Origin of the sequence: Aliinostoc sp. HNIBRCY26 (assembly GCF_050235535.1) — a bacterium.
Classification (GTDB): Bacteria; Cyanobacteriota; Cyanobacteriia; order Cyanobacteriales; family Nostocaceae; genus Trichormus.
In genome coordinates this window covers 2445633-2458343 of the sequence record NZ_CP189852.1, presented here as the reverse complement: position 1 = coordinate 2458343, position 12711 = coordinate 2445633, and the positions used below count along the sequence as shown (strand labels likewise).

At 40.8% G+C, this 12711-nt stretch carries 8 protein-coding genes; 4 read left to right on the top strand and 4 right to left on the bottom strand.

Annotated features, from left to right (window positions below; all coding sequences use genetic code 11):
* Positions 1 to 181: 181 nt before the first annotated feature.
* The 3 genes from glyQ to ACQFX9_RS10490 all read left to right on the top strand — a co-directional run bounded on the left by glyQ (position 182) and on the right by ACQFX9_RS10490 (position 4378).
* A complete protein-coding gene (glyQ, locus tag ACQFX9_RS10500; protein WP_427161951.1) occupies positions 182 to 1063 on the top strand; it encodes a glycine--tRNA ligase subunit alpha in 882 nt (293 codons plus the stop codon).
* A gap of 199 nt (positions 1064 to 1262) precedes the next feature.
* The gene (locus ACQFX9_RS10495) at positions 1263 to 1748 is read left to right on the top strand and encodes a DUF4079 domain-containing protein (protein WP_427161950.1); all 486 of its coding nucleotides are present in this window, start codon (positions 1263 to 1265) and stop codon (positions 1746 to 1748) included.
* Between the two features lie 266 nt (positions 1749 to 2014).
* Positions 2015 to 4378, top strand: coding sequence for a ComEC/Rec2 family competence protein (locus tag ACQFX9_RS10490; RefSeq protein WP_427161948.1), 2364 nt, complete (start codon positions 2015 to 2017; stop codon positions 4376 to 4378).
* A gap of 60 nt (positions 4379 to 4438) precedes the next feature.
* On the opposite strand, the gene ACQFX9_RS10485 is transcribed toward ACQFX9_RS10490, so the two are convergent.
* Positions 4439 to 5410 (bottom strand): ROK family protein, encoded by a 972-nt coding sequence (locus ACQFX9_RS10485; protein ID WP_427161947.1) that lies wholly within the window; start codon positions 5408 to 5410, stop codon positions 4439 to 4441.
* A gap of 991 nt (positions 5411 to 6401) precedes the next feature.
* Between ACQFX9_RS10485 and ACQFX9_RS10480 the strand changes: the two genes are divergently transcribed.
* Positions 6402 to 7379, top strand: coding sequence for a sucrase ferredoxin (locus ACQFX9_RS10480; RefSeq protein ID WP_427161946.1), 978 nt, complete (start codon positions 6402 to 6404; stop codon positions 7377 to 7379).
* A gap of 227 nt (positions 7380 to 7606) precedes the next feature.
* Here the strand turns inward: ACQFX9_RS10480 and trpE are convergent, their stop codons facing one another.
* The 3 genes from trpE to ACQFX9_RS10465 all read right to left on the bottom strand — a co-directional run bounded on the left by trpE (position 7607) and on the right by ACQFX9_RS10465 (position 11883).
* Entirely contained in the window at positions 7607 to 9121 is a 1515-nt protein-coding gene (gene trpE, locus ACQFX9_RS10475) for an anthranilate synthase component I (protein ID WP_427162851.1), read from the bottom strand.
* 164 nt (positions 9122 to 9285) lie between these two features.
* On the bottom strand, positions 9286 to 9705 hold the full coding sequence (locus ACQFX9_RS10470; protein ID WP_103139761.1) for a photosystem I reaction center subunit II PsaD: 420 nt from the start codon (positions 9703 to 9705) through the stop codon (positions 9286 to 9288).
* Positions 9706 to 9873: 168 nt separating this feature from the next.
* Positions 9874 to 11883 (bottom strand): DICT sensory domain-containing protein, encoded by a 2010-nt coding sequence (locus ACQFX9_RS10465; protein WP_427161945.1) that lies wholly within the window; start codon positions 11881 to 11883, stop codon positions 9874 to 9876.
* Positions 11884 to 12711: the final 828 nt, after the last annotated feature.

The following is a 12711-nucleotide window of genomic DNA, read 5'->3' as shown; positions in this document are numbered from 1 at the left end:
GACTGCGCTTCGTCGCGCTCGTCTCTCAGGCACTTATTCAATATATCTAATCCGACTTGGTGTGTCAACTCCTTTTCTAAAATTTTTTCGTCTCTTTTTTTCTCCACCCCTCCAACTCCCCACTGTCAGGCTTTCTACGCCACAATAGTCTATGCACTTTCCTGACTTTGGAGCCTATCTCGTGAATTTTCAGTCTGTTATCTCTACTCTCCATCATTTCTGGTCTGAGCGTGGCTGCTTGATTGCCCAGCCTTACGATATTGAGAAGGGCGCAGGGACAAAAAACCCCCATACGTTTTTAAGGGCTTTAGGCCCTGAGCCTTGGTCTGTTGCTTATGTTGAGCCATGCCGTCGCCCTACAGATGGACGCTATGGTGAAAATCCGAATCGTTTCCAGCATTATTATCAATATCAAGTTTTAATTAAACCTTCACCAGATAATATCCAGGAGATTTATCTTGATTCGTTGCGGGCATTAGGGATTCGTCCAGAAGATCATGATATTCGCTTTGTGGAAGATAACTGGGAAGATGCTACGGTAGGTGCCTGGGGTACAGGTTGGGAGGTTTGGTTAGATGGGATGGAAATTACTCAGTTTACTTACTTTCAGCAATGTGGGGGTATTGATTGCCGTCCGGTGTCTATTGAGATTACATATGGTTTAGAGCGGTTGGCGATGTATCTCCAGGAAGTGGAGGCAATTACTAAGATCCATTGGACAGACAATATTACTTATGGTGATATTTTTCTGCAAAATGAGATTGAGCAGAGTACCTATAATTTTGAAGCGTCCAATCCTGAATTACTGTTGACTTTGTTTAGCTTGTATGAGCAGGAGGCTACTCAGTTAACAGAGAAAGGATTAGTGTTGCCTAGCTTGGATTATGTAATGAAGTGTTCGCATACATTCAATTTGCTGGATGCAAGAGGCGTGATATCGGTGACTGAGAGAACGCGGTATATCGCTAGGATTCGTCATTTGGCACGGAAGATAGCTAATTTATATGTTGAGCAACGAGAGAAGTTAGGTTTCCCGTTGTTGAAAACAGCCTCTGTTTCTTAGTAGAAGAGATATTTGCCGACTATTGTAATTGTTGGAGAGGCGTGTTAAATCTCTGCCTCTACGACAAATTTCATTTTTAATTCATCTTTGGCTATATCGCTGCTTAATATTTGTTTAAACTTGGTAAAATTTCTTAATCCTCTCTGTATGGGAAGGATTGCAGGTAATTAATTTTGCAAATATTAATGGTGCATGAAAGATGGTTAACTGGAGTGAGGTTCTAGAACCGATCGCAGCTTGGTTTCGTTCTCTAGGTGTACCCGAACCGATTGTACATTGGGGACATCCAGTCATGATGGCGATCGTGATTTTTGTGGTTGGTAGCTTTGTCGGTGTAGCTGGTTGGCGGGGGAAACTGCTTGAGGATAAAGATAAAGATGCTGCGTTAAAAAGTCGAATGGCTCACCGTCAATTAGCACCGTGGCTGTTTTTATTCTTGGCTGGTGGTTATACTGGCGGGGTTTTGTCATTAGTGATGCAGCATAAACCATTATTTGAAAGTCCTCATTTTTGGACAGGTTCTTTAGTATTATTACTTTTGCTGCTCAATGGCGTGATATCGTTAAGTGGATTTGTTGGAGATAAAAAAGCCTTACGTGCTGCTCATGCTTATTTAGGAAGTGTGGCACTGGGTGTTTTGTTACTTCATGCAGTTCTAGGATTTAATTTGGGTATTTCCTTGTAATGCCACCACTCTGATGAGCAAATAAAATGCCATCAAATCCTGAAATATTTTGATCAAGCTCGCCTGTGCGGGCTTTGTTTATATGTATCTAAATAAAATATACTTCAGTATAAAGGTGTTAAATCTTACTTAAGATGACCATTCTTAAGTTTTTCCATACGTGTAGACACAAGTAGCACAACTTCCGTAGAGTAAAATCGCATCTTTGCAAGTCACTTTTTAAGTTGGCTGTATATTTTCTGATTGGGTGCTGGGATAAAATTTTTATGATTCAGACTAGTGGTGCAATTATTTGTCTAGCTTACATCTTGGGATTATTACTAGCGAATTTTCCTGGTAGTGGTGTAGGGATTTTGTTGTTAGGAATCATCGGTGCTGTTTTATCTAGAAAAGTTTCTATCAAATCATCAGCACTTTCGCAGACATCAGTAAATTCTCAAGGTAAAGTTCAAGCAACACCTAATATTTGGCAGATTGCTCAACCACAAGTATGGTTAATAGCTGGGATAGTGGGATTATTCGCCAGTTTTTATTTGCAGTGGCGAGTACCAACACCGACAGCAACGGATATTAGTCAATTTATTCCTCCAGCAAACAACAATAATCAAGAACAGTTAGTAATTGTGCGTGGTGAAATTAGTAGTAGTCCTCGTGTCACTCGCAGTCAAAGGGGACAATTTTGGCTGAATGTATCTCAAATAGATGAGGTGAAAAATCCAATCAAAAAGGAAAAGGATCAGGAAGATACGCAAAAAGGAGCAACCGGTAAATTATATGTGACAGTACCAATTCTTCAGATTACAGGATTACATCCAGGTCAACAAATAGAAGTGACTGGAGTTTTGTATAAACCGAAAGCAGCATCTAATCCTGGTGCTTTTGATTTTCAGAAATTTCTCAAACAAGAAGGTACATTTGCTGGTTTAATGGGGCGGCAAATTAATATTTTAGATGAAGAGAACAAATTAGGATGGTGGCAAATTCGAGATCGGATTTTACGATCGCAAGTACGATGGTTAGAAGTTCCCGAAGGGCCGCTTGTCAGTGCAATGGTATTGGGTAGCAAGGCGGTAGATTTGCCTTATGATATCCGTGATTTATTTGTCCAAGCAGGGTTAGCTCATGCTTTAGCAGCTTCCGGTTTTCAAACTTCCTTAATTTTAAGTGTAATCTTGCAACTGACAAAGCGCGCCAAAAAAGCTACACAAATTACCCTTGGAGCATTAGGATTAATTATTTTTTTGAGTTTAACAGGTTTTCAGGCGGCGGTACTGCGGGCTGTAATTATGGGTTTTGCCGCTTTGGTAGGATTGGCATTAAATAGAAAGGTAAAACAGTTAGGTTCATTACTATTAGCAGCCACTCTGTTATTAATATTTAATCCTTTGTGGATATGGGACTTAGGGTTTCAGTTGAGTTTTTTAGCAACATTGGGATTAGTAGTGACAGTTCCAGCCATTCTTAACCGTTTGGATTGGCTACCATCAGCGATCGCATCTTTGATTGCCGTGCCTTTAGCTGCTACCATTTGGACTTTACCAGTGCAACTATTCGTTTTCGGAGTGATACCTGCTTATAGTTTACTACTCAATATTATTACCACACCATTAATTTCAGTTATTAGTATTGGTGGAATTATTAGTGCGGTCGCTGGATTAATGTTCCCTGAAATTGGCAGTGTGTTGGCGAGTTTATTACATTACCCTACACTTTGGTTAATTAAATTAGTGGAAGCTTTCAGCCAGTTACCTGGTAATTCCTTAGTTTTGGGGAGTATCTCAATTTGGCAATTATTAATTATCTATATATTAATATTGTTGGTTTGGCTAGTGCGCTGGTGGCAGAGACGCTGGTGGTTTGCTGGCTTTATTGCTGTTGGTTTAGTAATCTTTCCCGCTTGGCATTCAGCTAGTACATTAATGAGGATCACTGTGTTAGAAGCCAAGGCAGAACCAGTTTTAGTGATTCAAGATAAAGGTATTGTTACCGTTATTAATAGCGGTGATGAAGGTACAGGAAGATTTACGATTTTACCATTTTTACAACAACAGGGTGTAAATCGGATTGATTGGGCGATCGCTACTGATTTTCAAAATAATGAAAATGACGCTTGGTTAGAAGTTTTACAACAAATGCCCATTAAAAATTTTTCTACTTATGCCATTAACAAAAATAATGATATCACTAGTCAAATAGTACAGCAGGAATTACAAAAGCGTCAGGGAATTTATCAAATATTACCTGTAGGACAAACCATAAATACAGGTTCGACAATTGCTCAACTAATTAATGAACAACCTATTTTACAATTGCAGATTTTAGGACAAAGTTGGTTATTGGTAGGAGATGTCAAACCACAAGAAGTGCTGAGAATTATGAAGGCTGGTAGCTGGCCGAGTCCGCAAGTGCTGTGGTGTCAGGCGGAATCGCTGAAAGAGTTAGTGACAGCCTTAAAACCACAGGTAGCGATCGCCTCTTCTGGCAATGTTAACTCTAGCACTTTAGCTGAACTGAATAAAACTTCAACTAAAATATTTTTAACAGCGCAAGATGGTGCTATTCAGTGGACACCACAGAAAGAGTTTGAGGCATTTATTCAGGTGGCAGAGAGTAAGTCTTCTGCTATTTAGTCAATAGTTATGATTTAGGATTGACTGAAAAATTTCTTTGGTGGGTATAGGAAATAGAATTTATTCCCGACTGAGAATTTCTTGGGCTAAGGCTACCGCACCCCATAATGGCGCATCATCTGCTAATGCGGCGGGTACGATTTCTAATGATACTTCTGGCAAGGCGGTTTCTCTCGCGGTTTTTTGTAACATACTCCACCAAAGTTCCCCAGCTTTGGTGACACTCCCACCTAAAATAAAAAGTTGTGGATTAATTAAATTGGCAACGTTACCAATACCTACACCCAAAGCCCATGCACCATTTAGCAAGGTCTTTGTTGCTAGTTGATCACCTTGTGCAGCAGCTTCACTAATAATTTTTCCTGTAATTAAATCTAAATTACTGTTAACTAAAGTTCTTAATATTAACCCTTCTGGATTTTTCTGTTGTTCTGGTTGGTTTAATAAATAGTTTTTCACATCTTTTGCCATGTAGGAGCCTGATGCCAAACGTTCTACACATCCCCGTTTCCCACACAGACATACAGGGCCATTTTTGTCTACAACCATATGACCGATTTCACCAGCCATACCAACTGCACCCCGCCAAGGTTTACCGTTGAGTATCCAACCACCGCCGACACCGGTGCTGATAGTGATGTAAAACAAGCTATCGTATCCTTGAGCAGCACCAAATTTTTGTTCCCCTAAAGCAGCAACGTTGGCATCATTATCAACACTAGTAATTACGCCAAACTCTTCTTCTAGTAAATTTTTTAAAGGAATATTTTCCCAGCCAGGAACGTGATGAGATAGCCTGACTGTTCCTGTGGTTGCATCTACAGGGCCTCCAAAACTGACACCGATGGCTGAAGGTGTGGCATCTTGGAGCAGAGAATGAATGAGCGATCGCATGATGTCTAAATCTGTGTTAGCATCGGCGTTAGAGGGAGACAAGCGACGTTCATAGTTTAACCATTCCCTAGAGTCTGCATTCACTATACCTGCGGCTAGTTTTGTCCCACCAAAATCTAGGGCTAGAATCAACTTCATAATTTTTTACCACATAGTTATTAGATCAGGTTTAAAACAGTAACATACCTCAAAGGCCGATGGCTGGGCAGAATATTAGTTTATAGAGTCAGTAACTAAAGACTCTGACTCTGGAGACTATTGAGAATATTTATTGATTAAATTTGATTTCCCAATGACTCGTTTGAAAATGAGTAAGCAGCTATAATTCATAATTGATAAGACTTTTCATGATTTTTGTCTATAAAGAATTTCTCTAAATGTCAAGAAAATATTGCATTAGTATCCAATTTGCGTTAAATTTTAAATAAGGTGTCTGAAAAACCTAATCATCAAAAAATTCAAAATAAGTGAACAGGAGTATTTCCTGGGCAAGTAAATGTGTCTGCATTTAATTTGGATGAATTAAGTGCAAGAATATTTGAAATAGATACATTGGGCGTTACCCATCTTTTGTCCTAATTTTCGCAATATTTTTTTGTACATTTATTGAGAAAATCTCTCAATATTTTGATGTCTTGGGTTTCAATATCTTAGATAAACTGTTACAGCCATAAATTGCATGATTTCATTTGTCGATAAACACTCTCCCTTGCGCCCTGTCCCTGCTTCAAAGGTTCTCAGGAGTCTTGAATGATGAAAATATTAATTTTTTAAAATTTTTATCCTAAGAGGATATGTTTTGTTGAAAAATTTTAATACCAAGATACTACATATAAATACACAGTTAATTAAGCTCTTTGATAATAATTGGATGAAGAAATTAGGAATTTATGTAAGCATGAAAACTTTATAAAATTTCCACATCTAGTATTCTTTACTAGAAAAGGTGAAAAATTTACGTATTTTCTATTTTGGAATTTTTCTTAATAGGGAGGACGTTTTTAAGAAAGAATGCTATAAAGTGGCTACGTGGATAAGAGTGAAAATCTTCCGAACCAATAATTGTAATTATAAGTACAATTATTGATTTAAAACATTGTTTAAAACCATCATCATTTTGTAGGGATTAATGAATAGTTTTTTTTGTTCTGATGCTACGCGTCAACTAGGAGAAGAAGTCATCGGTAGTGCTACTGACTACCAGAACTATGTTCTGGTGGAATGTCCTTTACCTTGGATGACAAATGCTTTTAGCTCTAAATGGATTCCTCATAATTTGCAAATATTAGTAGAGGAAGTAAACAAAGCTAAATTACCTATAAGATTTCTCTTAATTGCTAATGATTACACTCATAAAGCAGAACACACAACTCTATTGATTTACCAAAAACAAATAGGTTTAAGTTCTGGGTATATTAAACATGAATTTCAACTTAGCCATATTGAACAGGTTGCATCAGTTGTTAAACAATGGTTATGGGGAAAAACGCCAGAATTTGAAATACAAACTCATATTACTAGAGATATTTTAATCTGTACCCACGGTAGTTATGATAAGTGCTGTGCTAGGTATGGTAATCCTTTTTATTTTTATGCCCAAGATACAATTAATAATTTAAGTTTAGAAAACGTGAGGATCTGGAGGTCTAGTCATTTTGGTGGACATAGGTTTGCACCTACAGCTATCGACCTACCTGAAGGTAGATATTATGGGCAATTAAACGAGAATTCTTTTCAGTTAATGCTGATGCGTACTGGAGATATTCAAAACTTGAAGTCAGTTTATAGAGGCTGGGGAATTCTGCACCCTGCACTGCAAGTTTTAGAAAGAGATTTAATGCTAAGTCAGGGATGGAATTGGTTTAACTATAAAGTGACAGGCAAGATTTTAGAGCAGAGTTTAGACAACAATACATTGTTGGGGGAATTAACTTTTGCTACTAAAAGTGATTCAATTTACACTTACCAAGCAAAAGTCGTTAAGGATCATAGCAAGACAATCAACGTCAAGAGTTCTTGCAATGCTACACAAAGTTCAGTAGTTGTTAAATATGCTGTGGCTGATCTTTGTCTAGTTGCAGAAAATGCGCTGACTTTAAGTAAATAGCACAAAGAAAGTTAGTCCTGATGTGAATTAGGAAAACCTTCTATATCCAAAAAATAGCCTATGCTGGCAGCTAATAAGACTTAGTAGGGGCAGGTTAATCAAATATCATAGACAATTAACGATGATCTCGGTGAACCCGCCCTTAAAAATGTCTACGGCATTACCCGATTTAAATTCACATAGACGTAAGTTGCATTGAGATATAGTGAATGATGTTGCCACTGTGGTCAGCGTAAAGAACGAATAGCGACGAGTAGGCCTCTGGCTTTGTTCAATGTTTCTTCATATTCCTTTTCTGGTTCAGAATCTGCAACTAAGCCAGCACCAGCTTGCACAGTGACGGTATGGTCTTTAACTACCATTGTGCGAATTGCGATCGCACTATTTAATTGTCCTTCAAAATCGTAATAACCATAGACTCCTGAATATACACCCCGGCGAGTTGGTTCTAACTCATTGATAATTTCCATCGCCCGAATTTTGGGTGCGCCACTCACTGTCCCTGCGGGGAAGCAGGCTTTTAATAAATCCCAAGCGGTTTTATGAGAGGCTAATTTCCCTACCACATTGCTGACAATGTGCATCACATGGGAATAACGCTCCACTACCATTAATTCATCAACTTTCACACTACCACTTTCACACACACGCCCCAAATCATTGCGCCCTAAATCCACTAACATGACGTGTTCGGCGATTTCTTTGGGGTCTTGTAGTAAATCTGTGGCTAAAGCTAAATCTTCCTGAGTCGTTTTCCCCCGTGGACGCGTGCCGGCAATGGGACGTACAGTGGCGATAATTCCCCCTTGTGCGTCTCGTTCGGCTTTTACCATCACTTCAGGACTAGAACCGATAATTTGCCAGTCTTGAAAGTGGAAATAAGCCATGTAAGGCGAAGGATTAATTTGCCGTAGAGAACGGTACAAGGAGAAAGGATCGCCTGTATATTGTGTCGAGAGGCGTTGCGAAATGACGACTTGGAAAATATCTCCGGCTTTGATGTATTCCTTAGCCTTTTGAACGCTAGCGCAAAATTCTTGAGGGGTGAAATTGCTGCTATATTCCGGTGCTTGGGAAACTTTGGCTTGGTTGGGTGGTGTCCACTCCAGAATAGTTTTTTGTGGTGATAGGGGCAAGGATAACTTGCTGACCATTTGAGTGACGCGATCGCAAGCTTTTTCATATGCCGATTTTAAATCTACTTGGGGGTCACGTAAATCAGCATAAGCGATCGCCCAAATTTTCCGTTTTACCTGGTCAAAAATCAATAGGTGGTCTACCTGCATCCACAAGCCATCAGGAATATTGCGTTCATCTTGGGGATGTACAGGAACACGCGGTTCAATCCAGCGAATCAACTCATAACCCCAAAAACCAAACAATCCCCCGATTCCTGGGGGTAATTGGGGTAATTTGACAGGGACAAAAGGCTCAAGACAATTGGCTAAAGCTGTAAATGGGTCGCCTGTAAACACCACCTGAGAACCATCGCGGTGGGTTTGGGTGGTAGAGTCACCCCTGGCTTCTAAAATCCACAAAGGATCACAACCCACCAAACTATAACGCCCGATTTTTTCCCCCCCTTCCACCGACTCCAGCAAAAAACTGTAGGGTTGTCCCGCACAAAACTTGTACCAAGCCGAAACAGGTGTATCGAGGTCGGCTACCCATTCTTGATACACAGGGACAAAATTACCTTGGAGAGCTAGCTGAGAAAATTCGGAAAAATCGGGGAAAATCATAGGCATCATTAGGGATTGGGGATTGGGGATTGGGGACTGGGGACTGGGGACTGGGCATGGGGCATGGGGCATGGGGCATGGGATATGGAGGATGATATTTCCTCTACTTCCCTGTTCCTCTGCTTTTACCCAGTACCTAGCACCTAGTCCCTAGTCCCTATCCCTTACACATCATGGGTAGCTTTACCAGAGAACTTAACTTGTGAAGGGCTGGGATTTTCCCCGATGCTGCGGGGAACGTGACGGACTTTCTCACGACCAGGATTCACTTTTTCTGGGAATACGCCATCAGCTGGGTGAATGAAAGTGGTTTCGCCACTGGGGAGAATCCGGTAAATTTTGTAGTCTGTGATTTTAAATTTACGGAGTTGACCGCCTAGAGCGATACCATATTCTTTCCGCGCCAAGTACAACAGGTTTTCGCCTGCGTGCATGGTAGCTGCACCGCCGGTGGGTAGTTCAAAAACCTGCGCTTTGGGGCTAGTCCAGGTGATAGCGTATTTTTCTTCTACTTGAGCTTTGGTGAGCAAGCCACCAGTGCTGCCAGCAAACAGTGGAGTTTTTCCAGAAAGTGTTTCTGCCATAAGGGATTCTCTCAACGTTTTTAGGGCATCCTAACACCGCCATCACGATCATATTGCGATCGTGTCACAGTCTGTAACAGTCGTTAGTGATTAGTTATTAGTCATTAGTCATGAGTCATCAGTCAATAGTCAATTATTCTTATAGTTTTTGAGAATATGGTCTATTGACTATTTTTTACTCTTGACTTTTGATTTGTTTTCCTCTTTGCTGGCTTGAACAATGGGGATGGTGAAATGAAACTGACTGCCTTGGTCTTTACCGTTGGATTCTGCCCAAATTGTCCCGCCCCAGCCGTTGACGATTTGCCTACAGATGGCTAAACCTAGCCCTGTACCACCGGCAGTTCTTCGTAATGCGCCTTCTTCTTGGTAGAAACGGTCAAAGACAATTTCTAGAAGATTGGGTTCAATACCCCGTCCTGTGTCGATGACGGCGACTTCTACCATCTGGCTGCTATTTTGGTCAGCACTGATAATTATTTGACCTTGGGTGGGGGTAAATTTACAGGCATTATCAACGAGTTTAGCTAAAACTTCCACTAACCAATCGCCATCGGCTCTCACTAAAGGTAGGTTATGGGCGATTTGGGCTGTGATAGCGGGGGGTTTTTCGACGGTAGGACGGGCGCGAATCCGGCTGAGGGCTAAATCTACGCATTCCTGCAAAGTCAGGGATTCTGGATGCCATTCCACGCGGCCACTTTCTAAGTTAGACAGGGTGAGGAAGTCTTGCACCAGCTTTCGCATCCGTTCTGAGTCTGCTAAAGCCGTGTTGAGCATTACTTGCTGCAATTCTAAGGGCATATCTGGTTCAGTAGCGAGACTTTCCAGACACACTTGAATCGTCGATAAAGGGGTGCGGAGTTCGTGTCCGGTAATAGCGATGAGGTTGCTACGGGTACGGTCTAGGGCTTCTAGCTGCTGGTTGAGTTCTTCTAAGTTGGCGTAGGCTTCAGCCTGCATTAAAGCCGCACCGATTTGAGTAGCGATCGCTTTCACCAAGTCTAATTCACTTTGTTGCCATTGGTGGGGCGGGAGGGTGCAGTAATGGAGTTCCACAATTCCTAACAGTCGCCCTTGGAACAATACCGGCTCAATTAACCAGGAACGCACGGCAAATTTCCTCACAGTGGCAGACAGTGTGGGAGACTTAGCAACACGAGCATCATTCATGGTGTCACTCACATAGACACCCTCACCATGATCCACCACTGCTTGGAAGAGGGGATTTTGCTTTAACTCCCAAGTTTGGCCAGCAATTGACACTATCCCAGGGGTTAAAAACTCATGTTCGATAGTGGCTTGAGCTTCAGAAGCTTGAGCGCGGTAAATGAGACAACGACTAGCCCCTAAGTGCTGTCCTAGTTCTTGGGCGGCGATTTGTAGCACTTCGTGGGGATCTAGCGATCGCCTAATTGCTGTACTAATTGAGTTAATTAAACGTTCTTTACGGGCTTGGGCAGCAATGGAGCGATAAGCTTTGTGTAATTTGTACTGACTAGCTTGCAGATAGGTAACTAAGCGTTGTACAAAGGGGTCTGTATCAATATCACAAGCGTATTCAGTAATCAAATTGGAGTAATAAGCTTTATTACCCCCTATACCGAATCTTTGGCGGGCTTTCTCCACCTTGCTCGCCAAGTCTGGTCTATACACTAAAATCCTGTCTAAGAGCAACTGCGCGGCTTTAATACTGACTCCCCGTTCTGATGTCCAAATACCTTCAAATCGTCTCCCCGTGTCCATCTCCAAACTCGGTAGCAAATCAGGTATTTGCCGATTTTTGGCGATCGACCCCAGGCTTTCCCGACACACTAAGCAGGTAGCATAATTATCAGCAATAACTACTAAGTGCCACTCTTGAGTTAAAGCATCATCTGGTTCAAATGCTACCTTCTCATAGTATTCAGAACTATTGGTAAAATCCGTTTCTGGCGCAGACAGCACGTATATTTGATTACTTCTTTGCGACAAACGCTGATAACGGTGAGCTTCTTGGCGATAGAATCTCTCTCTTTGAAAACTAGCAATTATTAGCGGTTGGTCTAAAGTCGCAGCCAACACCTGATCTTCCATTGCGTGGGAGAGGGCCGTTAACGAAGCTTTAAAGTATAGCTGGGGCCGCAGGTAAGGTAGGGACTGTAGCAAATCACTCAGCACGGAAGTCGAAATGCTCATGAATATCTGTTAAAAAGCCCAATCTGAACAACATCCACGTCACAGCTGCATTTTACAGGTTGCCACTGTCTGATATGAAGTAGACAGATGCAAGATGTAAATAAATTTGAACAACACTCTTCAGGAGTTAGCAGTGATTTACTTTTTTCTCCTTTTTGGAAGTGCTGATCAGTTTTAGAGAGTTAAAACCTAGAGTTAACAGAGCAAAAACGACAATATATTTTGTCGTTACAGTTGTGATGTGTCTTGAGAATGGACAAATCGCAACTAATTCGATTTGCATCTAAGTTTTGTAATCCATTTGCTGGCATCGTGATTATTTAAATAAAGTAGGCTACTAAGCCCAATATACATTCTCGAACAGCTCTCCTATCCAGCTATGGAGAAGTTTGTTAACTTAAAGTTGTCGATTGACACAAAATCTTACTTTTTGTCCAGCTAAAAACCCGCAGATGATGATTTACGTGAGGGTATGTAAATATACTTACGACACATTAGATACCAAATTGAAATAAGTATTATTGTTTCTAGATTCTGGAATAGGCTATGAATCTAGGCTTTCAATTCAAAATTGGGATGACTATTTTCAGTTCCTGTCAAAATTGAGATTCTGCACTAGCCTAGATAAGTATCTAGACTAATGTAAGTGGTGATTACTCTTCTTGACTTATAGCCGCCAAAAATCAAGCTTTTTGCCTGTTGACTTCCAATGTAAACAATATACATTGATAAAGATTTGTGCTTGTAAATTGGGATTCATCCTAATTCAAAATTCACTCACTAAGAAATCCATGTTTTACGTCTATTTCATGATTTGAGTGAATTGAT